Raw genomic sequence first — 26,327 nt, forward strand, 5'->3', positions numbered from 1 at the left:
TTTCAGTGGAATATAACCCACTGCGGGTAGGTTTGGGCTTTCGTAGCGCCTGAATGTAACCTCATGCCCAGTTTGAACTTTTCTTTCAACAAGTACTACCTGCACAGGCCCTGGCTGGGGTACCTGCTGATCGTGCTGTTGTTTGCTTTATTAGCCTATAGCGTGTGGTGGTTTTTTTCCCTAAAGATTGAGGCGGTGGATGAACAGCTTGAAAATCTTGTAACCAGTACTACCTTTTATTTCCCTTCCTATACACGATGAATAAGTTTTTTTCTTTTCTCGGGCAAAGCTTCCCCCGCTCTATCCGGTGGAGCCGTCTTGTTTCCTACTTAATCTTTGGGATGCTGTTTTCCCATCAGCTTTTTTCCCAAAGCAGTACCATCACCATTAATAACGACCTAACCACCCGCCTCCTTAACTCCAATGGCCAGTGGGTGCGGTTTTCGGCCTTAGCGCCCGATGATATCCAGAAGGTAGAAACCAAGATGTTCTATTTTCCTAAACGCGGCGATGGCGTAAAGGGCGTGGAGTTCCGTCTGCGCGGAGCCGACGGCGGAAAGGCTGTTTTTAAGGGTGCTTTCGGTGATATGGTCGGGTACGGGGGACAGGGAGCACTAGTGCAGTTCAACATTATGGATGTATACGATGCCAAATTCCTGGTTACCTACGGAAAAAAGGGAGGAGGAGGGGCTACTACTATCCCGGTAGCGGCGGGCGGTGGTGGCTCTACGGGAATGGCCTGGGCGGTGGATAATCCTACTATGTGGGACTATTTACTTACCACTAACCCATCCAGTAAAGTCATTGCCATTGCGGCAGGTGGTGGAGGTGGATACGCTCAGGCGTTGCTGGCCCACCACGGCAAAGGGGGACATGACTACCTTAGTGAAACATTTCAGAGTAATACTCAGATGAACTCAGAAGTATGTTCTGAGGCAAATGTTTTTGTGTATTCAGGCTCATCAGTTAGATCCGACGGAGGTACAATTTTAAGTGATATAGAAAAAGCAGCTTCCAAAGGCTCTGAAATATTCACCTTTGGGGATCCCTATCAAACACCTCAGGTTGGCCAGCAGGGGGGAATTCCTTATACAAGGGTACATAATCCCTATGTAACAGGTGGCATTATTAACTTTTGTTCAGGTCTTGGAATTTTTTACCCGGGTGCAAAAGGAGGGAGTGGATACTCGGGAGGAGGTGCTGGCTCGGCTACCACTTCGGGTGGTAAATCGGCAGGAGCCGGTGGAGGTGGTACAGGCACTACATCTTATGGAAGACATGGCACAAGTACCTCATCAGCCTGGGGCGGGCAGAGTTTTTGTGGCTATGATGCGTCTTACATCAAAGGCGGCAGAGCGCAGGAGTCATCCAATGGCTGGTTTGAGTTCCGGACCATTGCCGACGACATTCCACCCGTAGCCCAGGCCAAAGACATGACGGTGTACCTGCCCGCATCCGGTACCCTCACAGTGGACGCCAGGCAGGTAGACAACGGCAGTACCGACAACGACCTGGTTAAGTCCTACGCTCTCAGCAAGAGTACCTTTACCTGCAGCGACCTGGGTACCTACCGGGTTATCCTTACCGTGGCTGATGCTGCCGGTAACAAAGCTTTGGCTGCCTGTACTATTACCGTGGCTGATAACCTGCCTCCCTACCGGGAATCCGTCTCTACTACTCCCCGGATCATTGATATCACGACCAGTACGGTCACGCTGGAAAAGGGGCACTTCCCCGTATACCTGGACCCTTGTGGCGAAGTAACCTATAGCTGGCCCGCCACCACCTTCGACTGCTCCCAGTCGGGCCAGGAGGTGGTAGTACCTCTTACGGTTACGGACAAAAACGGCAACAGCCATACCTATCAGGAACGGTTTCTGGTCAAAGACCTGTCCAATGCCGTAGTGTACGTAGACAGCAAGGCCACCGGCACCAATACCGGTACCTCCTGGGCCAACGCCTTTACTCACCTGCAGGATGCCCTCAACTACGGCTGTTCCAACAAGACCATATACGTAGCCACCGGTACCTACTACCCCGACCGGGGCACGGGCTACACCCTCAACGACCGCAACGCCAGCTTTGTGCTTCGCCGGGGTACCCTGCTCTACGGCGGCTTTCCGGTCGGGGGCACTGACTTCGCCGCCCGCAACCACCTGATGCACCCGACCATCCTGTCCGGGAATATCAATACCATCAACGACCACGACAACAGCTACCACGTACTGACCATACCGGCCACCAGCCGGGGGGTACTTATTGAAGGGTTTACGATTGAACAGGGTAATGCCAACGGCTCCGGACATACCGAAGGCGGGGGAGTGTACGCCAGTGAATTATCCGATGCAAGCCGGAAAGCCATTACTTTCCGTAAGTGTAGCTTTAAGAACAACAAGGCCAGTACGGGAGCGGCGGTAGCCTACCGTACAGCAGGCATTGGAGGCGACTTATTGTTTGAGAACTGTCTGTTCAAAGCCAATACGGCCAGTCAGTCGGGCGGTGCCCTATATAGTGTGGGAGCCAATAAGCTGAATTGTATGGTGACTATGGTCAACTGTGCTCTGTTGAGCAATACGGCCGGTCAGAACGGAGGGGCCCTGCACATAACTACCACCTCTCTTACGCTTACCAATGGCTCCCTTAGCCTCAACTCGGCTACCAGCCAGGGAGGGGCGCTAAGTAGCTCGACCAGTAACGTAAAAATTGAAAATACGTCGCTATGGGGTGACCTGGCCGGTACATCAGGCACGCAGGAAATCCAAAACGAATCGTCGGACATTTACATCCGCTACTCCCTGATTCAGGGTAGCGGTGCCCCCACAGGCTGGAATAGCTCCCTGGGTACCAACGCGGGGAATAACCTCGACAAAGACCCGCTGTACCAGACCTTCATGGACCTGGTGGTACCCGGCAACTCGCCCCTGCGCAACAGCGGACTCTCCAGTGCCAACACTACCTCGGTAGACCTCTCCAGCCTGGACCGCGTAGCTCAGGATACCATAGATATTGGTGCTTATGAAATCCGGCCGATGATTTACGTGGCAGCCGATGCTCCGGCGGGTGGGGATGGTACTTCCTGGGCCAGGGCCTACAGTACCCTACAGGCTGCTTTGGACGAAGCCTGCCAGTCCACCTATACCAAGGACATCTGGATTAAGAAAGGTACCTACTACCCCACCAAAACCGTCAACTATGAATCTACCGCTTCGCTATCCCGCCAGTTTACTTTCAAGCCTTGTGGGTACACCCGGCTGTTCGGCGGTTTTGCGGGTACCGAGTCGCGTCTGGACGAGCGTAACATCCCGGCTAATCCTACCATTCTCAGTGGTGACCTGGGTACTAAGGGTGTTAAAACGGACAATGCCTACCACGTTGTGTACCTGCGGGGTACCAATACCCAGCTTGATGGCTTGATTATCGAAGAAGGATACGCCGACCATGCTACCAACTTCACCATGAACCGGGGGGGCGGTATCTTCAACGACGGTGGCATTCTGACGCTTCGCAATGGCGTACTGCGCAACAACTACGCCCTCAACGGCGGAGCCATTGCCAACATCCATACGGTGGGAAGCGGGATTGTGATGGACCTGGTTCTGTGTGTACTATACAGTAACTCCACCCCTACCACCGGAGGTAGCTCGGGAGGAGCTATCTATAACCAGAGTAACAGCAGCGGAGCCCTCGAGTACCGGCTGACCCAGGTAACCGGAGCCTCTAACAGTGCCCGTTTCGGAGGCTTTATGGATAGCCAGCAGATTAGCGGCTCCACGAGTACTATGACACAGCGGTTCCAAAACTCCCTCATATGGGGTAACACCGCTTCCTTTGCCGAGCCGGGTATCCGTACCGTAGGAGCCTCAAGTGTTGTCAATTCCAACAGCAACATCCACGGTACCGATCCCCAGTTTGTCAATATGGCGTTGGGTGCGGGAGCAGACGGCCTCTGGATGACTACGGACGATGGCCTGCGCCTGCAGAAGACCAGCACCGCTATCAACGCCGGTACCAACACGCTACTTCCCGGTTACCTGACCAAAGATCTGGCCGGCCAGACGCGTAAGCAGCAAAACACCGTGGACCAGGGAGCCTACGAGCAGGTGGGCTGCCTGGGACTGACCTCCCTGTACGTGGATGCCACGGTGGCTACTCCCGGCCTGGGCGAGAGCTGGACTACCGCCTTCAGTACCCTGGCCGAAGCGCTGCAGGTAGCTAACAACTGTACCAGCGTCACCAGTATTCACGTGGCCGAGGGACAATACTACCCTACTGGCTCCCAACCAAGTACCCTCCGCGACAGCTCTTTCACCATCCTGCGAGGGGGGATCAGGCTCTACGGCGGGTACCCGGCCGGAGGAGGTACCCGCAACCACCGTACCCACCTGACCTACCTCAACGGGGACATTGGAGCCGCAGGCGGACGTGACGACAACTCCTACCACATCATGGCCATTGCCGGTATTGCCAGCGACGCCGATAGTATTGTGGTGGATGGCTTCACCTTCCTCAACGGTTATGCCAATGGCTCAGGTACCCGTACCTACAGTGGGCAGGTACTGGAGAATAGCTACGGCGGAGCTGTGTACCTGCGTAGTGTACTCAATGGCCCTAAAACTACCTTCCGCTCCTGTACCTTTACCGATAACTCCGCCAGTGGCGGGGGTGGGGCCATACTCTGTAACATATCCAGCTCGTCCCGCTTCGTACACTGTATCTTTGAAAACAACCATACTACGGGCACTTCGTACGGCGGCGGCGGACTATTCAACGCTAACAACTCATCCCCTACGGTGCTTTCCTCTGTTTTCTTCAAAAATAGCAGCATCCGGGGAGGAGCGATGTATAACGAAGGCGTCTCGCCCAGCATCATTAATAGTACGTTTTACAATAACTACTCCCTGAATAACGGGGCCATCTACAATAACGGAGCCAGCGCCCAGCCTACTATCATCAACTCTATTCTGTGGGGTAGTAATGACCTGGACTCCTTTGGGCTCCCCATCGTCAACAATGCTTCTGCGGCGACTACGGTCACTTACTCGTTGGTGAAGCAGGGATACACGGGTACCGGTAATAGTCACCAGAACCCTCAATTTGTAGGAGCCGATACTCCTCAGGGCGACGACGGTATATGGGGTACCTCCGACGACGGCCTCCGTCTGGGCGAAAACTCACCGGCTATCAACACCGCGAGCAACGCGGCTCTCCCCGCCACCGTAACCCAGGACCTGACCGGCGCTGCCCGTATTCACAACAGTACCCTGGACATGGGAGCCTACGAAAGCTCATACCCCACCGCCTGCGAGCTAGCCATAGCCGCCGGTCGAAGGATACTCTACGTAGACAGCAGCCGTACGGTCAGCGGCGTCGGAGAGTCCTGGGCTACCGCTTTCCGCACCCTGGCGGAGGCACTATCCAGGGCCGGCACCTGTGCCGCCTACGACAGCATACTGGTGGCCAAAGGTACCTACTACCCCACCGGTACCCAATCCGGCACCGACCGACAGGCTTCGTTTGTCATTCCAAGAGCTGGATTTGCTCTTCTGGGTGGGTATCCTAACGGTGGTGGGGACCGTGCACTTAATCAGAATCAGGTAATACTGGACGGCAATATTGGAAACAGCGCCATCCAGACCGATAATAGTCTGCACGTGGTAACGGTGAGTAACCTCTCTGCGGGCGGGAAGCCAACGGTAATTGATGGATTTACTATTCAGAACGGGTACAACAGTACCCAGCCGGGGGCGGGCATTTATGGACTGAATAACCAGATGGACACGCTGGTGCTTGCCAATAGTATAGTAACCGGGAATACGGCTCTAAAAGGTGCCGGAGTGTACGTAGATAACACGAGTTTCCAGGGTATTCACTGTGTGTTTGACCGAAATGATGCCAGTGAGCAGGGGGCGGGTGTCTACATAAAGGCAGGTTCCGGTACGTTAGCCAATGTTGTCTTTGCTCAGAATACGTCAACACTAACTGGTGGAGCCCTGATGTTTGATACGGCAGACACGGCGGTTGTAGTGAATAGCACTTTCTTTAAAAACCGGGTAGCCAGTGTAGACTACAAAGGAGGTGCCATTAACGTACTTAATACACCCCTGACGATTAGTAACACCCTATTCCGTTCCAACAAGTTTGGGGGAATTAATGGAGATAGCACCAGCGTAGCCTGTGATGTACGGCCCGATGGTGAAGCCACTTCAATTACCTTCCAGAATAGCCTCCTCCAATCCACCACCTGCGATAGATGCGCACCGACGGGGAGCGATCCTATGTTTACTGCTTCTGGAAACCCGGCGGGACCGGACGGGAAGTGGGGTACGGCAGACGATGGACTGCGTCTCCAGCGCTCCTCCCCCGCCGTAAACACCGGGCAGAACGATCACCTGCCCACGGAAGTGGCTTCGGATCTGGCGGGTTACCAGCGAATCCTGAACGGCACCGTAGACATGGGAGCCTACGAGTATAATGGCCTGCTGAACGGTACCATCATCAGTATAAAAACCGGGAACTGGCAAGAAGCAGGAACCTGGGATATTGGTCGTACTCCTATTCTTGGTGACGAAGTTATACTGGACGAGGGGCACACGGTTTCGGTTATGGGAACTGCCGAGGCTCAGTCAATTGAGTACCGTCTTAATGCCAAGCTGCAGTTTAACAACGCAGGTAGTGGTCTGAAAATGGGGGTTGAGTAGGAAACCGTCAATCGGAGGGGCCGGATTGGGAAAGAATTAGTAGTTTGGTCCAAAATTACTATTCATGAAAATCTTTGCCCTCCTCCCGCTGCTGCTCCTTGCGCTGACCACATTGGCCCAACGTTCCTCTCCTACCCTGGCCGACACCACTGGCTTTGCCCAAAAGCTGGAAACCCTGCGCCAGCGCTACCAGGTACCTTCGCTGTCGGTTGGGATTGTGCACGGAAAACAACTCGTATGGTACCTGGGCCTGGGCTACGCGGATCGGGAAAACAAGATTCCGCCCACCGAACACACCGTCTATCATCTGGCTTCGGTCACGCAAAACTTTTGCGTCGGTTATTCTGATGCAGCTGGTGGAGGCGGGTAAAATTAGTCTGGATGAAGCGGTAACTACCTACGGTATTCAGCTGGGAGCCCGCTGGGGAAATGATGACCGTATCAAGCTCAAGCACTTGCTCACCCACACGGCTCAGGGCAACACCTTTAATGGCTTCAAACCCGGGTACAGCTTTGGCTACAACGGCGACTACTACAATCAACTGGGCGTACCCATTGAAAAAGAGAGCGGCGTTTCCTTTGGTGAATCGGTAGTAAGTACCATCATCCAGCCACTTCACCTTACCCACACCGCCCCCAACGTGGACGATACTACCAATTTTGCCCTCACGGGCTACAACCGTGACCAGTACCGCCAGCTGGTAGCCAAGCCCTACGACCTTCAGAAAGGGCAGCTGGTACCCATCACGTACCCACCGCACTTCGGCCCGGCGGCGGGTTTGATGTCGTGCGTCAGCGATCTGGCTGCGTACTCGGTCGCTATTGACGAGCAGCAGTGGTTGCAGCCAGCTACCTGGGAGCAGGTATTTACCCCTTTCCGTTCTCCCAAAAACAAAGCTTTACCGTATGGGTACGGCTGGTTTATACAATCGTATAAAGGCATCAAAATGATGTGGCATACCGGCTGGTGGCAGGGGAATTCATCCCTGCTGGTGAAAATTCCCGAAAAAGACTTAACCTTGATTATCCTGGCTAACTCGCAGGACCTGAGCCGCCCCTTCTACGCCAAATTCGACCCATTCAGGACCAATCCCCGCCTGCAGAAGGACCTGCGAGCCTCGGCTTTTGCCAAGGCTTTTCTGGACCAGTTCGTCGGTAAGCGTTGAAGAAAAAGAGTAATGATTAAGTTAATACACAAACTCCCCCACCTCACTCCAGATCGTCACCTGCTTCTGCGCCGCGGCTTCTACCCTACCTATTACCTGCGCCTCAATACCGAATGACTGCGACAGCTCCATTACGCGCTGAGCGTATTGCTCGGGCAGGTATACTTCCAGGCGGTGGCCCATGTTGAATACCTTGTACATTTCCTGCCAGCTGGTACCACTCTCGGCCTGGATAAGCCGGAACAGCGGGGGTATGGGCAGGAGGTTATCTTTGATGACGTGCAGGTTATCAATGAAGTGAAGTACCTTGGTCTGAGCGCCGCCGCTGCAGTGTACCATACCGTGTATCTGCGGGCGCAGCTCATCGAGCAGGGCTTTGGCAACGGGCGCGTAGGTACGGGTCGGCGATAGAACCAACTGCCCTACGTTGAGGGGAGTACCTTCTAATGGATCAGTAAGTTTGCGGGAGCCGCTGTATATGAGCTCCTGATTCACCTCCGGGTCGAAGCTTTCGGGATAGGCGCTAGCCAGGTACTTGCCCAGTACATCGTGGCGGGCCGAGGTCAGGCCGTTGCTGCCCATACCGCCATTGTAAGTACTCTCGTAGGTAGCCTGCCCGTACGAGGCCAGCCCTACGATCACGTCACCGGCCTGTATGTTGGCGTTGTCTACTACCTCGGCGCGTTTCATGCGGGCAATAACGGTACTGTTGACGGTAACGGTACGTACCAGGTCACCCACGTCGGCGGTTTCGCCACCGGTACTGTATATCTCCACGCCGTGGCTGCGGAGCATCGCCAATACCTCTTCGGTACCATTGATGATTTCAGCTATTACTTCACCGGGTATTTTATTCTTGTTTCGGTCAATGGTAGAGGACAGCAGCATCGGCCCTGTCGCCCCCACGCAGAGCAAATCATCCGTATTCATCACCACCGCATCCTGCGCGATACCCTTCCAGACGGACAAGTCGCCGGTTTCTTTCCAGTAGAGGTACGCCAGGGAGGTTTTGGTACCGGCTCCGTCGGCGTGCATGATGGTACAGTAGTCGGGGTCACCGGCCAGGGTATCGGGTACTATTTTACAGAAGGCTTTGGGGAAAATACCTTTATCGATATTGGCGATAGCCTTGTGTACATCTTCTTTGGTAGCGGAAACACCTCGTTGCAGGTAGCGGTCAGTAGGATTCATGCGAACCGACAGTTTTGAATAACAGGTTGATTAAATAAAGTACAAAGGTAGAAAAAAAGGCGGGGAAGGGGCAGCTAACCGGGTAAATAGAGTACCTATTGCTCTTTGGCATGAAGAGGTACCAGGATGTACCTTTTTTTATCACGTAAAGTACTAATTAAATCTCTTATTCATGCTGCGTATAGCTGTACTCGCTTTTTTCTTAGGACTCATGGTAGCTCCTTCCTTTGCCCAAACCAAACAAAAAGTAATTTTCGACTGCGACCTGGGCGACGATATTGACGATGCCTTCGCGCTGGCGCTGGTAGTAGCCAACGACCAGTTCGACGTATTGGGCATTACCACTACCTACGGCCGCACCGATGACCGCGCCGAACTGGCCTGTAAGATGCTCTATGAATTAGGTCTGGAAAAGATACCCGTAGCCGTGGGCCGCAATACCAGCAGCACCAGCGAGCGCGCCAACTGGTATGCACCCCAGTATTACTGGGCCAAGGGTTTTAACAAAGTAAAGCCCATTCAAAAACCCGCCGCTGATTTTATCATTGAACAAATCCGGAAGTACCCCAACGAGGTAGTAGTTATATCGGTTGGTCCCGTAACCAACATGGCCGATGTAATCAAGAAAGACCCGCAGGCGCTGAAAATGGCGAAGAAGGTGTACGCTATGTTTGGCTCTTTCTACATTGGCTACAACTATAGCCCCACCATCAACAAGGAATGGAACGTAGTGGCCGACGTCGAATCCGCTAAAACCTTTGTGAATAACAGCGGCATCAATATCATCTACGCCGGACTGGACATTACTACCTTTGTGAAGGCCGATAAGGCCTACCGCGAGAAGATGCTCTACCGCCAAAGCCCGCTCACCAACGGCATTCTGGGCCTGCATAGCCTCTGGAACTATAACAACGACCCGACCCTATTCGATGCCGTGGCGGTAGGGATGGTACTATGGCCGGACCTGTTCAAGACCAAACCCATGCACGTGATCGTAGATAACGAAGGGTACACCCGCATGGACGAAAGCAAAACGCCTAACGGAGAGGTTGGTGTCTCCATTGATAAGGAAGGCTTTCTCAAACGCCTCATGGAGGTGTACATGAAACAAAATTTAGGACGGTACTAAGTCCTACGCATCGAAAGCTTCGTAGCGGAGCCCTATTTCGCTACGAATGCTGTCGAGTAGCTGGATAAGGTCCAGGCTGTGGTCCAGTGACCAGTCGGGGCATTCGGTCAGTCCCTGGGACAGGCACCGGCCCACGGCCTCTATTTCGTACCCGTAACCCCAGGTATCGCGCTCGAAGTTAAATTCCTGAGTCTCCATCTCGCGACCTTCCCCGTATAGCTCTAGCGTCATTCCCTGGCTCTCATGCCAGCGGCCATGTACCTTGATATTCCCTTTCTCGCCGTATACCCAACCTTCACAGGAAGTCTTGGCCATAAAAGTGGAGTCAAGAAAGGCGAATTGGTTCTCCCAGTAGGTCATCACCATACCATTGGAAGCGTCCACACCCGTTTCGCTGAATATAGCCGAGGCTTTCAGCGTAGTAGGCATGCCCAGGTGCAGGTACGACCAGAATACCGGATAGATACCAATATCCAGCAGGGCTCCGCCTCCCAGCGCCGGGCTGAACAAACGATTCGTTACATCATAAGGACCTTTGAAACCAAAATCTGCCTTTACCCCCAAAACCTTGCCGATAACGCCCTGCTCGATTAGCTCCCGCGTTTTAAGGATAGTAGGCATGAAGCGACTCCATAGGGCTTCCATCAGAAATACCTTTTTCTCCCGCGCCGTCCGGACCATCTCCTCCACCTGGCGGCGGTTCATGGCAAAGGGCTTTTCGCACAGGACCGCCACGCCTGCATTGAGGCATAGCATGGTATGTTCGTAATGACCAATGTGGGGCGAAGCAATGTAGACAATATCCAGCTCCGGGCAGGTGAGTAGCTCTTCGTAGCTGCCGTAGGCGTAGGGAGCGCCGTACTCTTTGGCAAACTCCTCCGCTCGTTCCAGACTACGTGAGCCTACGGCCGTAAGGCGGGCATTGGGTGTTTTTACAAGGTCCTGCGCAAATTTATGGGCGATGTGGCCGGGGGCCAGTATGCCCCAACGAATAGGGTTCATAGATTGGGTATAGGTAGATTTGGTGAAACTTTTGAAATAGTATTTATTTACATTTAAGGCTACAAGCTATCCGCTTTTGTACACTAATCCAAATCTGCCATGGCTACCATTCGTCCCGAGGCTCCTCAACGCATTGACGCCTATATTGCTGAAGCCGCTCCCTTCGCCCAGGCCATTCTGAGCCGTATTCGCCAGCTGATTCACGAGACGATCCCCGACATCAAAGAGGACTGGAAATGGGGACCTAATTTCCACCTCAACGGCATGGTATGCGGACTCTGGGCTTTCAAAGGCCACACCTCCATGAACTTCTACAAAGGAGCTGCCATGTCGGACCGCCACGGCCTGTTCACCCACGGCCTGGACAATGAAAAAATGCGCATGATTCAGTACCGCGACATCAGCGAAATCAACGAAGCCCAACTCATCGACTACCTCAAAGAAGCCGCCCAGCTCAACCGCGACGGCGTAGCCATTGCTCCCGCCAGCCGCACGCTCGAGGTACCCGACCTACTCCGGCAGCACCTGGTCCAACACGACCTCATAGAGGCATTTGACAAGTTGACCTACACCCAACGCAAGGAGTACATCCAGTTGATTACCGGAGCAAAGCGCGAAGAAACCCGCCAGCGCCGACTGGATAAAATCGTGGAGATGCTGCGGGAGAAGGTGGTAGGGTAGAGCAAAAGTTTTTTAAACGCAGAGGTACGCAGAGTTTTTGAACTTATGAACCTATAAACTCATTCACTCATTCACTAAATAATCCTACCTCCCCCTCATCCGGGCACTGCTTTAACAAGGTAGCATTATCCACCCCCAGTACCGGATGCACAAAGTCAGGGGCTATTTCGGCCAAAGGTACCAGGGCGAAACGGCGCTCGTGCAGGCGTGGGTGCGGCAGGGTCAGGCGGGCGGTATCCATCACCAGGTCGCTGTAGTACAGCATATCAATATCTATATCGCGGGCGCCCCAGCGCTCGTACCGGACGCGCCCCAGCTCGTACTCGATATCCAGCAGGTGACGCAGTACTTCTTCGGGAGCCAGCGCCGTCTCTACGGCCAGCGCCTGATTCAGAAAAGCCGGCTGCTCTTCCACGCCCCAGGGTGCCGTTTGGTATACCGACGACCCCTTCGTAACCGCCCCAACGCGCTCGCCGACGAGGGTCGCGGCCCGCTGCATAGTACTCAGCCGGTCGCCCAGGTTAGCGCCAAGAAGTAGGTAAATAGTAGCCAATTTTTTCGTAATTTAGGGGCCTTGGATTAGGGGGTAAATTACCGAAGAAAGCGGGAATTTAACTACCCCCGCCCTGGTTTGTGTTGTTAGTACTTTTGACCGTTACCATGTCCCTTACCAAAGAACAAGCGCTTAAACAATACTTCGGATACGACTCTTTCCGTCCCCAGCAAGCAGAAATCATAGATACCGTACTATCCGGCCAGGACTGCCTGGTGCTCATGCCTACGGGTGGTGGTAAATCCATCTGTTACCAAATTCCGGCCCTGCTCTGTGACGGGCTGACGGTGGTGATTTCGCCCCTTATTGCCCTCATGAAAGACCAGGTAGAGGCGCTGCGCAGCAACGGCGTCAGTGCGGCCTACCTCAACTCGTCCCTCTCCGGCAGCGAGCAGGACTCGGTCTTGTGGCAGGCCAAGCTGGGCGAATTGAAACTACTTTATATAGCCCCCGAGCGCTTGTTCTCGGGCAATACCTTTGATGCTTTACGGGAATGGAATGTAAAGCTGTTTGCCATTGACGAGTCGCACTGTATCTCGTCGTGGGGGCACGACTTCCGGCCCGAGTACCGCCAGCTCACCGTCCTGAAACAACGCTTTCCCGAAGTACCCGTAGTAGCGCTGACCGCCACCGCCGACCGCGTCACCCGGCGCGATATCTTAAAGCAGATAGGTACCGAAAAAGCCAAAACCTTCGTGTCCAGCTTTGACCGGCCTAACCTGAGCCTGACGGTGCTTCCCGGACGTAAGCGAATTCAGCAGATTCAGGCCTTCCTCCTGAAGCACCCCAACCAGCCGGGTATCATCTACTGCCTCAGCCGCAAAGCTACCGAAACTGTAGCCGCCGGGTTGCAGAACGCGGGCTTTAAGGCCGAATGCTACCACGCCGGCCTCACCTCCAACCAGCGCTCCGATGTGCAGGAGAAATTCCTGCGGGACGATATCCAGATTATTGTTGCGACCATCGCCTTCGGGATGGGGATTGACAAGTCTAACGTCCGCTGGGTTATTCATTACAACCTGCCCTCCAACGTAGAGAGCTTTTATCAGGAAATAGGCCGGGCCGGCCGGGATGGCGCTCCTGCCGAAACGGTGCTTTTTTACAGCTACCAGGATATCATCACCCGGCAGGATATGATCCTGAACTCCGGTCAATCGGAGGAGCAGAAGGAGCTGATGCAGGCCAAACTCAACCGCATGAAGCAGTACGCCGAGGCCGATATCTGCCGCCGTCGTATTCTGCTTAGCTACTTCAACGAGTCTATCCTGGAAGACTGCGGCAACTGCGATGTCTGCCAAAATCCGCGTACCCGTTTTGACGGTACTACCATTGCCCAGAAAGCACTTTCGGCCATTGCCCGTACCAAAGAAAACGTAGCTATGGGTATGCTCATCGATATCATGCGCGGCAGCCGCAACCGCAACGTCCTGCACCACGGTTACGACAAGCTACCTACCTTCGGCGTTGGTCACGACCTGCGGGGCGAAGAATGGGCCGAGTACCTCGGTCAACTCCTCAACCTGGGCGTGATGGACATCGCTTACGACGAAGGTCACGTATTCAAGCTGAATCCGCTTAGCTGGCAGGTACTCAAAGGCGAGCACAAGCCCGAGCTGGTGAAGTTTATCCCGCTAGCGGAGCGCAAAGCCAAAGAGGAAGAGCTGGTACCGAAGGAGAAGCCCAAGCAGGAGATTATCCGCGACGCGCTGTTTGAGCGGCTGCGCCTGCTCCGGAAGCAGATGGCCGATGCGCTGGCCGTACCACCCTACGTTATTTTCAGCGATGCGACCCTATCGGAGATGGCGCAGAAAAAGCCCATTTCGGAAGCACAGATGAAAGCCGTGGCCGGAGTAGGTGCCGAGAAGTACCGCCGCTACGGCGACGTGTTCATCAACGAAATCGTAGCCTTTGCCAAAGAACATACCAAACCCGGTACCCGCGTGGTAAAGGGCATGACCTACCTCCAGACGCTGGAACTGTACAAAGACGGCTATACCCTTGACGATATGGCCCAGCAGCGCGGCCTCAGTGCCTCCACCATCGCCGCTCACCTCATTAAGCTACGGGACGAGGGGCACGGGGTAAAGCTACGCGACCTGATTACGGACAAGGCGTACCTGAGCATCATGGACGGCGTGCGGGCCATCAACTACCAGCCCGGCGACCCGGTAACGCCGCTATTCGAGCACCTGGAAGAAAGGTATGACTACGCGCAGATCCGCCTGGCGATAGCTATCTGGCAGGAAGAGGGGGAAGGGTAGTGAAGGATGGTAAGTAGGGTTGAGGAGTTGTTGGTGTTATCACCATAGCCGTCAGGCTAAGGGGAAGGATAGTTTTTGGTGAGGGTCTGTACGAATGTTTTTTTAGCTTTTTCCTCTCTTTCTGGGCTACTTTCACAAGTCTTTCAAAGAGTTCTACCAGCCATTGTTTCAGCGGTTTGTCTCCCGCTCTAAGCTTTTGCCAAAAGGTGTACATCTTCTTTTGTATTACTTTGTAAGCTTTCCATTCACTGAGCTCCACCTGCATCTTGTCCTGGATGAACTGGTTGAACTGCACCTGTAACTAGTATAGCAATCAGTTTACCGTAGAGGTAGCAGTGAAAACGCCCTACGCTCATTTTGCCTATCTTGTCAATGGCAAACACGCTCTTCCATATCTTAAACAAGAGCTCTATCTGCCATCGTAGCTTATAGAAGGTGTAGATCTGCTCAGCCTCTAATTGCTGCTCAGTAGCATTAGTAATGAAAATGTTGTAACTCGCTAGCCGCTTCTTTAGCTCCGAAGTCTGATACTTCTTTCTAGTAGAAGGTTGATTACAATCTTTAAGCTGGTACTTTCTAAGCCGCTTTTGCACCTGCAAGTCAGGGACCTCGTGAAGGTGTAGGCGTACGGGCAGTTTCTGGGTCCCCTCCCCTAGCCAAATCTGCCGCTCGAAATCAGCGCCCTGTACATGGGGTAGCAGTTCCGACCAATCCAGCTTCTGATAGTGTCCCTGGCGGTCTTTACGAAAAAGGCTGGTGCCTACTTTGTACCTACTAATGAAGTAGCCCCCCTGGCGAGCTATATGCAACAGATGGCCCAACTTAAAGTAGCCCAGGTCCATCAACTGCAAATCATTAGCCGACACAGGCAGTCCTTGCTCATTCAGCCACTGCGTGTCATTCTCTTTACCGCTACGCAGGTCCAGCCGCAGCACCTTACCCGATAGCAGATCGTATTCCTGCTGTATCTTGATGACACTGCCTGTTGTATCACCGGCATTACCTTCATAAAAAGAGGCGAGCTGAGCTGGCAATTGAAAACTGGTAGCATCCCGCAGGATGACCCGCTCAAAAACGCGAGTCGCACTTTGGGGGCCGCCCGATGAAGCTACTACCTGCTCAAATACGTGTTCAAAGCAGCTTCGCATAAACGTTACGGCAAAGCAATTGAAGCGTTCATCCAGCGATTGCTTGGTGAGCTCTACACCAAAAGTTTCCAGTAACGTATCAGTCATGTCGGTCAGACTAACTGATGAGCCATTCGACACCAGGCAGGTGTTCAGTTGCAAAAACATCCAGGCGCTCAGCCGGGAGGTGCTGCGTTCGATGAATCGGACTTGCCGCCCCAGTCTTTCCAACTGCACACTATCAAAAAAGACAGACAGGGCAGAAAGACCTGACGCCTCTAAATCTATATCCTCTATATCAACCTTTTGCACAAGACAAAGGTACCGCTATCATTCAAAACTTCCCCTTAGCCTGACGGCTATGGTGATAACACCAACAACGGCATGAACCTTTTGCACTCAGCAAAGGTATCGCTATCTTTGATAAACCACCCTTAGCCTGACGGCTATGGTCAGAAACACCAACAACGACATGAAAATATATCTTCCTCAATTTGACCAAATAGTGCAACGGTAGAGAAATCTGTGGAATACTGGAATAATACTTGTTTCTTAGCCTTACATTCAAATTTATCTAGCCGACCAAGATGCGTTTCTTTTTAAAGCTACTTCTTTTCGTTCCTCTCTTAACCTTTTTTCAAACCTCCAATGCTCAAATACCTGTACATAGTATTGTAGTTGAAGCCACTGGCTTTTACCAAAATGGAGTGGATATATCTTATCCTTTTACACCTGCTCCACCTTTGGCAGATAGCTACTTTTCACCTGGAAATGATAGGCAGAAAACCTCTAAGCTAACCGGATCGGTAGGTTTTATGCTAAATAAGCACTTGCTTATAAGTATAGGCTTAACCCATATGAAAGGCAGTATTAATAACTCTATCCATCATACAGAAAGTGACAACATTAAACAATTAGAGGTAATAGGCAGAAGGAGATTTACCTATTCAAATAACCGCCCCTTTTTCGAAGTAAAATATTTATACAACCTGAACAAACGGTTCTGGCTTGCTCCAGCTTTACATGTGGGTTGGGGATCTCAACAGTATAGGTATAGAGAGTACATTCAACAAACTGAAACATATCCAAATGAGCCGAACGCATACCCTTCTCTTCTTACCACTACCACTTCAACTAATTATTCTTCCGAAACCATTTTAGTCTCTATCTCTCCTGTTATAGGCTACAATTTCACAAAGTGGCTGGGTATCAAACTCAACGTTGGTGGCTGGAGCCTGCTGAAAGACAACACGGGTAGCGCTCGTTATCTAACAACACAGGAATTTATAACTTTTAACCCTAACAGGTGGTCGGTAGGTTTATACAGTGCTTTTGATGTCAGCAAATAAGCTTTTCATTAGATAGGAGTGAAACTAATAACTACCTGCCACCTAAACTGAACCCTACTTCAAGCCGTTAAAGAGTAAGTACATCTCTAAACCTTACTCTTTTGCACGCATGCGAAGCATCAAAAAAATACATACCGCCCACTACGCCCCCATTAGCGACCTGATTACCTACTCACCGCTGCCGTCGCGGTCGCTGGACCAAATTGACCCTTTCCTGTTCCTGAACCACCACGGCCCGCAGCAATACCGGCCTAACAACAATGGTCTGCCCTTCGGGCCGCACCCGCACCGGGGCATGGAAACGGTTACGTTCATCCTGGAAGGCGACATTATGCACAAGGACACCGGCGGCCACGAAAGTGTGATCAATGCCGGTGGGGTACAGTGGATGACCGCTGGTAGTGGATTGATTCACGCCGAAGTATCGTCGATAGAATTCAAGAAGAACGGCGGCGATATGGAAATTCTACAGCTGTGGATTAATCTACCGGCGCGCCTCAAAATGGCAAAGCCCGCCTACAAGGGCCTCCAGAAAGAAGATATTCCCAGCCTTAGCCTGGATAGAGGCAAGGTAACGCTGAACCTTATCTCAGGGGAATGGGAGGGGCAAAAGGGAGCTTTCAGTCCCATGACTGACGTCTTTATGAGTACCGTGTACTTCCAGCCCGGCGGTGAGTTCAAGTCCCAAGTACCCGCCGACCATTCGGTTTTCTTTTACGTAGTACGAGGTACCCTCACCGTCAATAGCCAGGAGATAGAAGCCCTGCAGCTGGTGGAGTTTGGGTATGACGCGGAGGAGATAGAGGTAAAATCCTCCGCTGACAGCGTGATTCTGTTCGGCCACGCCAGGCCCTTTGACGAGCCGGTAGTAGCGCAGGGGCCTTTTGTGATGAATACGCAGGAAGAAATTATGGAAGCTTACAGCGACTACCGCGCCGGAAAATTCGGCCAGTGGAATGGGTAGATAGCTGTTAGCGATTAGTTATTAGCAAAAAAGCGTGAGCCCGAACTGATGGCCGGGCTCCCGCTTTTTTATGACTATTGAATAAAATCAAGCGTTTTCTTCCTGCGATACTTCGGCGTACTCTTCGATAGGTACGCACGAGCAGATGAGGTTGCGGTCGCCGTAGGCGCTGTCCACGCGGCTGACGCTCGGCCAGAACTTGTTGAAACGCAGGTGCGACAGCGGGAAAGCGGCTTTCTCGCGGCTGTACGGGCGGTTCCAGTTGTCGTCGAGTACTACGCGGGCCGTATGCGGCGCATTTTTCAATACATTGCTGGCTTTATCAGCAGTACCTTCTTCTATTTCCCGTATCTCGTTACGAATCGCGATCAGGGTGTCGCAGAAGCGGTCCAGCTCCGCCTTCGACTCCGACTCCGTCGGCTCGATCATGAGCGTACCGGCTACGGGGAATGACAGCGTGGGCGCGTGGTAGCCGTAGTCCATCAGGCGCTTGGCTATATCCTCGGCCTCCACACCGGCTGCTTTGAACGGACGGCAGTCCACAATAAACTCGTGGGCACAGCGGCCATTGGCACCTGCGTACAGCTCTACATAGTGGCCTTTAAGGCGTGACTTGATATAGTTGGCATTCAGGATCGCCATCCTGGTAGCGTTGGTTAAGCCGTCGGAGCCCATCATAGCGATGTAAGCGTACGAGATGGTCAGGATGCTGGCGCTGCCGAAAGGGGCCGCCGACACGGCCGAAATGGCCTGCTCTCCACCAATCTTAACCACGGCATGACCCGGCAGGAAGGGCACCAGGTGCTCGGCTACGCCGATAGGTCCCATACCCGGTCCACCACCACCGTGGGGGATACAGAACGTTTTGTGCAGGTTGAGGTGACACACATCCGCCCCGATAGTAGCCGGGCTGGTCAAACCTACCTGGGCGTTCATGTTGGCCCCATCCATGTATACCTGTCCGCCGTGCTCGTGGATGACGGAGCATATTTCCTTAATCGTTTCTTCAAATACCCCGTGGGTAGACGGGTACGTGACCATCAGACACGACAGCTCGTTACTATACTGCGCGGCTTTGGCTTTCAGGTCTTCTACGTCAATATTACCCCGTTCGTCGCACTTGGTTACGACTACCTTCATTCCGGCCATCACGGCGGAAGCAGGATTGGTACCGTGGGCCGACGAAGGAATCAGTGCTACGTTGCGGTGGGTGTCGCCGCGGCTTTCGTGGTAAGCCCGGATCACCATCAGTCCGGCGTATTCGCCTTGAGCGCCCGAGTTAGGCTGCAGCGACATGGCCGCAAAGCCGGTAATCTGGCACAACCAGTCGTTCAGTTCCTGGAATAGCTGGCGATAGCCCTGCGCCTGCTTCTGCGGTGCAAATGGGTGCATTTTACCAAACTCCGGCCAGGTAACCGGTATCATCTCGGCCGTGGCGTTGAGCTTCATGGTACAGCTACCCAGCGATATCATGGAGTGTACCAGCGAAAGGTCTTTGTTTTCCAGGTACTTAAGGTACCTGAGCATTTCGTGTTCGGTATGGTGCGTGTTAAACACCGGGTGCGTCAGGTACTCCGACGTACGGGCCAGATTATCCGGAATCTCAATTTCTATCTCCTCCTCCATTACCATTTCACCCAGAAAGCCCGATACCTCGGCAAACAGGTTCAGCAGCTCAATTACATCGCCGAAAGTTTTTACTTCATCAAACGAAACACCTACCAGATCCTCGCCGGTAAAGCGCAGGTTAATACCCCATTTCTGGGCTTCCTGCCGTAGTTTTCCGGCCAGTGGTGTCTGGATAGTAACGGTGTCGAAGTAGGTAGAGGTAAGAACGTTATAGTTAAACTTCCTGACCGAATCGGCAAAAAGCGTGGTAAGGCCGTGGGTGCGGGCCGCTATGTTTTTCAGCCCTTCCGGACCGTGGTACACCGCATAAGCACCCGCCATAACCGCCAGTAGTACCTGAGCGGTACAGATATTAGACGTAGCTTTCTCGCGACGAATGTGCTGCTCACGGGTCTGCAGGGCCATGCGCAGGGCACGATTCCCCTCCGCGTCCACCGACACGCCTATGATGCGTCCGGGCAGTTGCCGCTTGTTGGCTTCTTTGGTAGCAAAAAAGGCAGCGTGTGGCCCACCGTAACCCATGGGTACCCCAAACCGCTGCGCTGAGCCTACTACTACGTCAGCGCCCATTTCACCCGGCGACTTCAGCAGCGTAAGGGCCAGCAGGTCGGCGGCTACGGCTACCGTTACGTTCAGCTCGTGGGCCGACGCAATGAAATCTGTATAATCAAATACCTCACCGTTGGTAGCCGGGTACTGTACCAGCACGCCAAACAAGCCGGGGCTGGTCAGATCCACGGTCTGGTGATCACCCACTACAACCTTAATACCTATAGGTACAGCGCGGGTATATAACAAATCGATGGTCTGGGGGTGGCAAAGCTCGGATACAAAGAACGTATCAGCCGCTTTTTTGGCCGCCGGACGCAGGCTGTACAGCATGGTCATAGCTTCGGCAGCGGCGGTAGCCTCATCCAGCAGGGATGCGTTCGCTATTTCCATTCCCGTAAGGTCCGTTATTACGGTCTGGAAGTTCAGGAGCATTTCCAGGCGGCCCTGCGCAATCTCGGCCTGGTAGGGCGTGTAAGCCGTATACCAACCCGGATTTTCAAGAATGTTCCGAAGAATAACGTTAGGTGTAACCGTATCGTAGTACCCCGCGCCTATGTAAGACTTAAAAAGAATATTCTGCCGCGCCAGCCGCTTAAAATCCTGCAAAAACTGGTGTTCAGACCGGGGTTGTGGTAGGTCCAGTGGCCGGGCAAGCCGAATAGCAGCCGGAACGGTCTGGTCTATGAGTTCATCCAGGGAGTTGACCCCCATGGTATTCAGCATTTCCTGCAACTCATCCTTGTCTTTGCCGTGGTGCCGATCTTCAAATTTTTCGTGGTAATGGAGGTTGATTTTCATGCAATTGAGGCAGAAAAAGCCAATATATAGGGGTTAATAAACACAAAAGTAAGCAAATCCAACTGAATCCTGATGAGAATAGTTGGTATGCTTACCAATGTTAGTATAACAAATAAGTACGGCCGTAAGTTTGCTGGTGGGAAAGCCGAAAGTACTATTTGAAGAATAAAAATATGAGGACTAGTACTTGGGACAATCGCAGGAGCTCTTACGCTTGAATATCCCCAGAAACTTCTTGTTCTTGGGCTTCTTATAACCGCGATACCGCTTCCGCTTTTTCTTTTTATTCCCCTTATCTAAAAGTTCGGTTTGAGTGGCATCGGCAGACAGTGTGGCCGCAGCGGACTCTACACTGTACCCTCCGGCCATGAATGCTGTAAGTATAATTATCAGGACTTTATTCTTCATGGGTCTGAAGGTTTTCTGAGTACTGCTTTTATCCAAAGGCTTTAGTAGGTAACGCTCCCCTACCTTTTTTATTCTAGGTACTTAGGCTTTTACCAGTTCAATAATAGTTATTTCCGGCAAAATACCAACGCGGCCCGGATAACCTATATATCCAAAACCACGATTTACGTACAGAAACTGGTCTTCCTGCTGGTACAGGCCCGCCCATTGCTCGTAGCGGTACTGGACCGGGCTCCATTTTATACCGCCTACTTCTACCCCAAACTGCATACCGTGGGTATGTCCGGCAAACGCCACGTCTATATCTTTAAATTGGGGCCTTACCTGGGCGGTCCAGTGGCTGGGGTCGTGGGAGAGTAACAGCTTAACCGGGTACTTGTCGGCTCCCTGATAAGCCTTGGCCAGGTTTCCGTACTTGGCAAATCCACCGGCACCCCAGTTCTGAATACCGATCAGGCCTATTTCTTCGCCATCTACCCGGATGGGTAGGTTTTCGTCCAGCATCAGCCGCCAGTCCATGGCAGCGTGGGCTTTCATGAGGTCCTGCAGGTTCTCACGCTTAGCTGCCTGGCTGGACCAGTTGGCGTAGTCGCCGTAGTCGTGGTTACCCAATACCGAGTACACCCCCAGCGGAGCCTTAACCTTTCCGAAAACCTCTATGTAATCCTTTACTTCTTCGGCCCGGTCATTGACCAGATCACCCGTAAAAAATACCATGTCCGGTTTTTCATTCAGCAACATTTCTACACCACCCTTTACCGCCGTTTTGTTAAAAAAACTACCCGAATGAATGTCCGATAGCTGCGCAATGCGCATACCATGAAAGGCAGCGGGCAGGTTCTTGAGCGGAACCTTCACCCGACGAATGCGGTAGTCGTGGGCTCCGGAAACAATGCCAAAGACAAAAGTACCAAACAAGCTTCCGCCTGCTACCAATGCCGCCTGCGACATAAACTCGGAGCGGGGAATGCGCGATACGGATGGATCAGCAGAAGGATCGGCAGCCGGTGGCACAAATAAGCTAACCGCCCACTGTGCCAGGCGACGAATATCGTCTACCAGCAGAAAGAGAACCGCGAATAGCTTGGCAAAATAAGGAATAGCAATGCCCGAAAAAACAAAGTTACGCGTAGTACGGCCGAATATATCCGGCGGTAACAGCTGAATCAGGATATAAGCACTCAGGGTAATAGCGGTAAAACCCCAGTACAGCCAGGCTACCGAGCGCTGCACACCAGGTGAAGAGGAACGAATAACCACCCGCAGCGCCTGCCATACGTACCAGTCAATGGCAATAAATACAAACGTAAGTAGAATAAAAAAAAAGGAACGACTCATAAGGTAAGTAAATGGGTATATCTATGGGGAATTAAACGTAGAGCAGAAGTTTCTTGTTCATTATTGGAAGCTCACTACCCGCTTATATTTCCAGTGCAGCTATGGGTAGATAAACGGTGCCTTTTGAGGGGTAAATGGATATTATTTTTAGCTTCGTTAAAAAGATTGAAGAACAACAGCTTTTTGTTTATAAATAAACGTATTACTCCGAAGTGTTACCTTAGCTGGAACAGGCTTCGGCAGTAACCACCCAAGGAAATAGATCTTATGCCAGAATTTGATTTTAAGAAATACCACCTTCGCTCCATAAACGCGCATAGCGAAGAAGAGCGTTCAGCCATTAATCAGGAGTTGAAAGACCTGTACGCTTCCCTGTCAGACGAAGACAAGGCTGACTTTAACCGGCAACTCCAGCAGTTTCTGACCAAAGAAGTAGGACGCCTAAAAAGCGATTATGAGTCGGTCAGGGGATTGAATAGCACCAACTAAAAAACGTACCCCTAAGTGCCTGGGGTACGTTTGAATAGGTACTTAACCTGGTACTTTACTCAGTTACTTCTCCTTCGAGCCGCAGCACCACCAGCCCGCTGTCGCCATTGGACTCCACAGTAATAGACTTAGTAAAAGGCCCTACGGCAGCGGCGTTGAACGTAGCCTTAATTACAGCCGACTGGCCGGGCAATAAAGGCTCCTTGTCGTACTCAACGCCCGTGCAGCCGCATGAGCCGGTAGCCCGGGCGATCAGCAGGGGGGCAGTGCCGGCGTTGGTGTACCTAAACTCGGCCGTCACGGGTTTGCCCCTGGGAATTTTACCAAATTGCATTGTCGTTTGGCTCCATTTAAAGGACGCCAGGGGATAGGCCATAACCAATGAGGAGATAATCAGGCCAGTAATCAGCAAAATCATACTTTTTCGTTTCATACTTTTTTACGGTTTAAGATAGAACAAATGGTTATCAACCGGCTAAAAGTAGAAGTTTTAGAATTATAGGCTTGTTAATGAGTTGGTAATGATTGTTAACTAGCTGTTAATGCCTTGAAAAAAGCCGGAAAAGCTCGTAATTAGCACCGGAATCTTCTTATTTCTTATGCGCAGACGCACCATTCGGTGGCTGGTACTCCTTTCGGCCTTATCTATTATTGGGGTAATAGTCACGCAGATTTATTGGGTAAAAAAAACGCTGGATGTACGGGAGCGTCAGTTTAACCAGCGCGCCCACATAGCACTGCGGGAGGTAGCCGAAGAGTTGGCCGAAATGAATGGCGTCATGCTAAGTACCAATCCGGTAGAGCAACTCTCTCCTACATACTTTCTGGTCAACACCAACTCTACTACCCAACCCGATGTACTGGAGCACTTTCTGAGATCGTCATTTCAGAGGCATGACCTTATCACTGATTTTGAAGTAGGGATTTACGACTGTACTACCCACCAGATCCGCTACGGTATGTCGCTCAGTAGCCGTAACAGCGACAAAGCACCTACCGCTACTGCCGGCTGGATCAAGACCGACAAGTACCCGTACTACTTTGGTATCCGGTTTCCGCAACAATCCAAAACAATTAACGATGATATGGAAGCCTGGATAGGTTCGTCTATCCTAATCCTGATTGCACTTAGTTTTTTCGCTTATGCCATATTTGTGATACTTCGGCAAAAGCAGCTCTCTGAAGTGCAGCGTGATTTTGTGAACAATATGACGCACGAGCTACAAACGCCCATTTCCACCATACGCATTGCTGCTGATGTACTGAACACTCCGGCCATACTTCACCAGCCTGAGCGGCACAAGCGGTACGTACAAATAGTTCAGGAAGAAATTATCCGATTACAGCGCCAGGTAGAGACAGTACTGACTATGGCCAAAACCGAACGGAGGAAACTGGAATTAAAAATTGAATGGCTGGACGCGCATCAAGTTATTGAATCGGTGGCCCGTACCTACGATGGCAAAGTTGATCTTTCTCTGGAAGCCCCTTCGCCGTACATACACGCTGATGCCATACATTTTGGAAATATTGTCAACAACCTGATTGATAATGCGCTTAAGTATTCTCCCGAGAAGCCACAAATAAGTGTGCGTACGTTCGGGCAGGGAAATCAGCTGGTACTGGCTGTAAAAGATTGCGGCATAGGTATTGCTCCAGAGTACCACGAAAAGATATTCCAGAAGTTCTTTAGGGTACCGCACGGAAATATCCATAATGTAAAGGGTTTTGGGATTGGACTCAGCTATGTTCGGCAAATCGTTAAAGCCCACCGCTGGAAACTGGAACTTGAAAGCCAGGTGGGCCGGGGAAGTGAATTCAGGATTATTATTCCGAAAAGTAGTACCTCATGAAAGCAAGAATACTCTACGTTGAAGATGACCCCAACCTGGCCTTTGCTACCAAGGACAACCTGGAAGCTTATGAATATGAAGTAACCCACTGCATGGATGGCCACCAGGGCTGGGAAGCCTTTCGTCAGGATCACTTTGACCTCTGCATTCTGGATGTCATGTTGCCCCAAATGGATGGCTTTACGCTGGCCCAGCAAATCCGGGAAGCCGATGAAGAAGTACCTATCCTTTTTCTTTCGGCGCGTTCATTACAGGAGGATAAGCTACGGGGCTTTCAATTAGGGGCCGATGACTATATCACCAAACCTTTCAGTATTCATGAGTTGATGCTCCGGATAGAGGTGTTTCTACGACGAAGTAAAAAAGGGCGTACCGGACACAGCGTAACCAATGACCCCCAGCACATCGGCAACTATACCTTCGACTTCAAAAAACTATTGCTGCTAAACAACCACGTATCCCATACGCTCACCTTTCGGGAAGCGGAGGTTCTGAAATATCTGGCTGACCGCCGGGGTCAGGTAATAAAGCGAGAGGAACTACTCACCGCTATCTGGGGAACCGACGACTATTTCAAAGGCCGCAGCCTTGACGTCTTTTTATCAAGAATCAGAAAGTACCTGGCGGCCGATCCCACTATCCGTCTGGATAATATTCATGGAGTTGGCTTCCGGATGAGTTGGTAATCTGGGAAAGTAATGAAGCGAGCTTTTATAGAAGCTAGAATATAATAGGAGCTTTTATAAGCAGAAAAATATCATACGTCTGAGATTTTTATAGATAAGACCAAAGGCAGGGAGAGAAGGCTATGAAAAATTCTAGGAAGCTGTTATAGGCACAAAATAACTACTTAGCAAGCTGTATTTCAAACAGTTAAACTACAATATCTAACCTCTAAAAAGTAAATCTACAAGATCTAAAATTTTTCATTTTTCTGCTTTCTACACCGTTATTATCCTGCTAATAACAGAATTTATCAAATATTACCTTTCCTTATTGTCTTAAGCCGCAAAAGCCCCGCATATTGGGCGGGGCTCTTGTGGTGAAGAGGTGGCGGCTACCTACTTTACCGGCTGTTAACCAGTATCATCGGCGGTGCGGGGCTTAACTTCTCTGTTCGGGATGGGAAGAGGTGATCA

20 protein-coding genes and 1 rRNA gene are annotated in these 26,327 nt (G+C 51.8%); 12 read left to right on the plus strand and 9 right to left on the minus strand.

What is annotated here, in order from left to right; genetic code table 11:
- The first annotated feature begins 63 nt into the window (after positions 1-63).
- The 4 genes from VGN67_RS14040 to VGN67_RS14055 all read left to right on the plus strand — a co-directional run bounded on the left by VGN67_RS14040 (position 64) and on the right by VGN67_RS14055 (position 7,864).
- On the plus strand, positions 64-261 hold the full coding sequence (locus tag VGN67_RS14040; protein ID WP_327487478.1) for a hypothetical protein: 198 nt from the start codon (positions 64-66) through the stop codon (positions 259-261).
- Positions 258-6,698 carry a right-handed parallel beta-helix repeat-containing protein gene (locus tag VGN67_RS14045; RefSeq protein WP_327487479.1) on the plus strand — a complete coding sequence of 2,147 codons (6,441 nt, stop codon included), beginning with the start codon at positions 258-260 and terminating at the stop codon, positions 6,696-6,698. The genes VGN67_RS14040 and VGN67_RS14045 overlap by 4 nt, the downstream gene beginning before the upstream one ends.
- Positions 6,699-6,762: 64 nt before the next feature.
- On the plus strand, positions 6,763-7,068 hold the full coding sequence (locus VGN67_RS14050; protein WP_327487480.1) for a serine hydrolase domain-containing protein: 306 nt from the start codon (positions 6,763-6,765) through the stop codon (positions 7,066-7,068).
- Positions 7,046-7,864, plus strand: a complete 819-nt coding sequence (locus tag VGN67_RS14055; RefSeq protein WP_327487481.1) for a serine hydrolase domain-containing protein — start codon at positions 7,046-7,048, stop codon at positions 7,862-7,864. Before VGN67_RS14050 ends, VGN67_RS14055 begins: the two co-directional genes overlap by 23 nt.
- Positions 7,865-7,885: 21 nt before the next feature.
- Here VGN67_RS14055 and VGN67_RS14060 read toward each other — a convergent pair whose 3' ends face one another.
- A complete protein-coding gene (locus VGN67_RS14060) occupies positions 7,886-9,055 on the minus strand; it encodes an AIR synthase related protein (protein WP_327487482.1) in 1,170 nt (389 codons plus the stop codon).
- Between the two features lie 172 nt (positions 9,056-9,227).
- Between VGN67_RS14060 and VGN67_RS14065 the strand changes: the two genes are divergently transcribed.
- Entirely contained in the window at positions 9,228-10,184 is a 957-nt protein-coding gene (locus VGN67_RS14065) for a nucleoside hydrolase (protein ID WP_327487483.1), read from the plus strand.
- Positions 10,185-10,187: 3 nt separating this feature from the next.
- Here the strand turns inward: VGN67_RS14065 and VGN67_RS14070 are convergent, their stop codons facing one another.
- Positions 10,188-11,186: a Gfo/Idh/MocA family oxidoreductase gene (locus VGN67_RS14070; RefSeq protein ID WP_327487484.1), complete on the minus strand. Its 999-nt coding sequence runs from the start codon at positions 11,184-11,186 to the stop codon at positions 10,188-10,190.
- Positions 11,187-11,285: 99 nt separating this feature from the next.
- Here VGN67_RS14070 and VGN67_RS14075 point away from each other — a divergent pair, with 99 nt between their 5' ends.
- The gene (locus VGN67_RS14075; RefSeq protein WP_327487485.1) at positions 11,286-11,867 is read left to right on the plus strand and encodes a YdeI/OmpD-associated family protein; all 582 of its coding nucleotides are present in this window, start codon (positions 11,286-11,288) and stop codon (positions 11,865-11,867) included.
- A gap of 67 nt (positions 11,868-11,934) precedes the next feature.
- Here the strand turns inward: VGN67_RS14075 and folK are convergent, their stop codons facing one another.
- Positions 11,935-12,420, minus strand: coding sequence for a 2-amino-4-hydroxy-6-hydroxymethyldihydropteridine diphosphokinase (gene folK / locus VGN67_RS14080; protein ID WP_327487486.1), 486 nt, complete (start codon positions 12,418-12,420; stop codon positions 11,935-11,937).
- Between the two features lie 107 nt (positions 12,421-12,527).
- Here folK and recQ point away from each other — a divergent pair, with 107 nt between their 5' ends.
- The gene (gene recQ, locus VGN67_RS14085) at positions 12,528-14,681 is read left to right on the plus strand and encodes a DNA helicase RecQ (protein ID WP_327487487.1); all 2,154 of its coding nucleotides are present in this window, start codon (positions 12,528-12,530) and stop codon (positions 14,679-14,681) included.
- Positions 14,682-14,926: 245 nt separating this feature from the next.
- Here the strand turns inward: recQ and VGN67_RS14090 are convergent, their stop codons facing one another.
- On the minus strand, positions 14,927-16,120 hold the full coding sequence (locus tag VGN67_RS14090) for an IS4 family transposase (RefSeq protein ID WP_327487488.1): 1,194 nt from the start codon (positions 16,118-16,120) through the stop codon (positions 14,927-14,929).
- Between the two features lie 275 nt (positions 16,121-16,395).
- Between VGN67_RS14090 and VGN67_RS14095 the strand changes: the two genes are divergently transcribed.
- Together VGN67_RS14095 and VGN67_RS14100 are read left to right on the plus strand one after the other, a co-directional pair.
- On the plus strand, positions 16,396-17,157 hold the full coding sequence (locus VGN67_RS14095; RefSeq protein WP_327487489.1) for a hypothetical protein: 762 nt from the start codon (positions 16,396-16,398) through the stop codon (positions 17,155-17,157).
- Between the two features lie 109 nt (positions 17,158-17,266).
- Positions 17,267-18,121 carry a pirin family protein gene (locus VGN67_RS14100; RefSeq protein WP_327487490.1) on the plus strand — a complete coding sequence of 285 codons (855 nt, stop codon included), beginning with the start codon at positions 17,267-17,269 and terminating at the stop codon, positions 18,119-18,121.
- Between the two features lie 87 nt (positions 18,122-18,208).
- On the opposite strand, the gene gcvP is transcribed toward VGN67_RS14100, so the two are convergent.
- The 3 genes from gcvP to VGN67_RS14115 form a co-directional block, all read right to left on the minus strand.
- Positions 18,209-21,100 carry an aminomethyl-transferring glycine dehydrogenase gene (gene gcvP, locus VGN67_RS14105; protein WP_327487491.1) on the minus strand — a complete coding sequence of 964 codons (2,892 nt, stop codon included), beginning with the start codon at positions 21,098-21,100 and terminating at the stop codon, positions 18,209-18,211.
- A gap of 180 nt (positions 21,101-21,280) precedes the next feature.
- Positions 21,281-21,508, minus strand: a complete 228-nt coding sequence (locus VGN67_RS14110; protein WP_327487492.1) for a hypothetical protein — start codon at positions 21,506-21,508, stop codon at positions 21,281-21,283.
- 81 nt (positions 21,509-21,589) lie between these two features.
- On the minus strand, positions 21,590-22,846 hold the full coding sequence (locus tag VGN67_RS14115; protein ID WP_327487493.1) for a metallophosphoesterase: 1,257 nt from the start codon (positions 22,844-22,846) through the stop codon (positions 21,590-21,592).
- 267 nt (positions 22,847-23,113) lie between these two features.
- Here VGN67_RS14115 and VGN67_RS14120 point away from each other — a divergent pair, with 267 nt between their 5' ends.
- Positions 23,114-23,335 carry a hypothetical protein gene (locus tag VGN67_RS14120; protein ID WP_327487494.1) on the plus strand — a complete coding sequence of 74 codons (222 nt, stop codon included), beginning with the start codon at positions 23,114-23,116 and terminating at the stop codon, positions 23,333-23,335.
- 55 nt (positions 23,336-23,390) lie between these two features.
- On the opposite strand, the gene VGN67_RS14125 is transcribed toward VGN67_RS14120, so the two are convergent.
- The gene (locus tag VGN67_RS14125; protein ID WP_327487495.1) at positions 23,391-23,768 is read right to left on the minus strand and encodes a DUF1573 domain-containing protein; all 378 of its coding nucleotides are present in this window, start codon (positions 23,766-23,768) and stop codon (positions 23,391-23,393) included.
- Positions 23,769-23,934: 166 nt separating this feature from the next.
- Between VGN67_RS14125 and VGN67_RS14130 the strand changes: the two genes are divergently transcribed.
- Entirely contained in the window at positions 23,935-25,188 is a 1,254-nt protein-coding gene (locus VGN67_RS14130) for a HAMP domain-containing sensor histidine kinase (protein ID WP_327487496.1), read from the plus strand.
- A complete protein-coding gene (locus VGN67_RS14135; RefSeq protein WP_327487497.1) occupies positions 25,185-25,874 on the plus strand; it encodes a response regulator transcription factor in 690 nt (229 codons plus the stop codon). Before VGN67_RS14130 ends, VGN67_RS14135 begins: the two co-directional genes overlap by 4 nt.
- Positions 25,875-26,236: 362 nt before the next feature.
- Here VGN67_RS14135 and rrf read toward each other — a convergent pair.
- Positions 26,237-26,327, minus strand: a 5S ribosomal RNA gene (gene rrf / locus VGN67_RS24630); the annotation flags it as partial.

Origin of the sequence: Telluribacter sp. (genome assembly GCF_035998675.1) — a bacterium.
GTDB lineage: Bacteria > Bacteroidota > Bacteroidia > Cytophagales > Spirosomataceae > Telluribacter.

Coding starts and splice junctions, on each gene's coding strand:
- VGN67_RS14040 (WP_327487478.1), top strand. CDS start 64: ATGCCCAGTTTGAACTTTTCTTTCAACAAGTACTACCTGCACAGGCCC.
- VGN67_RS14045 (WP_327487479.1), top strand. CDS start 258: ATGAATAAGTTTTTTTCTTTTCTCGGGCAAAGCTTCCCCCGCTCTATC.
- VGN67_RS14050 (WP_327487480.1), top strand. CDS start 6,763: ATGAAAATCTTTGCCCTCCTCCCGCTGCTGCTCCTTGCGCTGACCACA.
- VGN67_RS14055 (WP_327487481.1), top strand. CDS start 7,046: ATGCAGCTGGTGGAGGCGGGTAAAATTAGTCTGGATGAAGCGGTAACT.
- VGN67_RS14060 (WP_327487482.1), bottom strand. CDS start 9,055: ATGAATCCTACTGACCGCTACCTGCAACGAGGTGTTTCCGCTACCAAA.
- VGN67_RS14065 (WP_327487483.1), top strand. CDS start 9,228: ATGCTGCGTATAGCTGTACTCGCTTTTTTCTTAGGACTCATGGTAGCT.
- VGN67_RS14070 (WP_327487484.1), bottom strand. CDS start 11,186: ATGAACCCTATTCGTTGGGGCATACTGGCCCCCGGCCACATCGCCCAT.
- VGN67_RS14075 (WP_327487485.1), top strand. CDS start 11,286: ATGGCTACCATTCGTCCCGAGGCTCCTCAACGCATTGACGCCTATATT.
- recQ (WP_327487487.1), top strand. CDS start 12,528: ATGTCCCTTACCAAAGAACAAGCGCTTAAACAATACTTCGGATACGAC.
- VGN67_RS14095 (WP_327487489.1), top strand. CDS start 16,396: ATGCGTTTCTTTTTAAAGCTACTTCTTTTCGTTCCTCTCTTAACCTTT.
- VGN67_RS14100 (WP_327487490.1), top strand. CDS start 17,267: ATGCGAAGCATCAAAAAAATACATACCGCCCACTACGCCCCCATTAGC.
- gcvP (WP_327487491.1), bottom strand. CDS start 21,100: ATGAAAATCAACCTCCATTACCACGAAAAATTTGAAGATCGGCACCAC.
- VGN67_RS14110 (WP_327487492.1), bottom strand. CDS start 21,508: ATGAAGAATAAAGTCCTGATAATTATACTTACAGCATTCATGGCCGGA.
- VGN67_RS14115 (WP_327487493.1), bottom strand. CDS start 22,846: ATGAGTCGTTCCTTTTTTTTTATTCTACTTACGTTTGTATTTATTGCC.
- VGN67_RS14120 (WP_327487494.1), top strand. CDS start 23,114: ATGCCAGAATTTGATTTTAAGAAATACCACCTTCGCTCCATAAACGCG.
- VGN67_RS14125 (WP_327487495.1), bottom strand. CDS start 23,768: ATGAAACGAAAAAGTATGATTTTGCTGATTACTGGCCTGATTATCTCC.
- VGN67_RS14130 (WP_327487496.1), top strand. CDS start 23,935: ATGCGCAGACGCACCATTCGGTGGCTGGTACTCCTTTCGGCCTTATCT.
- VGN67_RS14135 (WP_327487497.1), top strand. CDS start 25,185: ATGAAAGCAAGAATACTCTACGTTGAAGATGACCCCAACCTGGCCTTT.